This window comes from Halomonas sp. PBN3 (genome assembly GCF_000475415.1).
GTDB lineage: Bacteria > Pseudomonadota > Gammaproteobacteria > Pseudomonadales > Halomonadaceae > Halomonas > Halomonas shengliensis.
This window is the reverse complement of record NZ_AXCA01000037.1, coordinates 1-295: the sequence shown is the minus strand read 5'-3', so window position 1 is coordinate 295 and position 295 is coordinate 1. Positions and strand designations below refer to the sequence as shown.

Genomic DNA, 295 nt, shown 5'->3' with positions numbered 1-295 from the left:
ACCCGCCGCCTGCAGCAGGCCATGGAGGCCCTCGACGAGCGCTCCCGGGACATCCTGCAGCGCCGCTGGCTGGCCGAGGAGAAGGCCACCCTGCACGAGCTGGCCGACGTCTACGGCGTCTCCGCCGAGCGCATCCGCCAGCTCGAGAAGAACGCCATGAAGAAGATCAAGCAGCAGATCGGCGACGCCCTGGTGGCATGATCCACGGCAGGGCGCCTGGTGTCTGACGTGGGCGGCTGGGCCCACCATGAAGTATCGAGGAGCAAGCTGCAAGGGAACCCCTTGGCTTGCTCCT

Annotated in this window: 1 protein-coding gene; it reads left to right on the top strand. The window is 67.5% G+C overall.

The features are described 5' to 3' along the window. The coding region (locus Q673_RS0117995; RefSeq protein ID WP_031217554.1) for a sigma-70 family RNA polymerase sigma factor at positions 1 to 201 on the top strand (201 nt) is incomplete at its 5' end. Positions 202 to 295 lie beyond the last annotated feature (94 nt).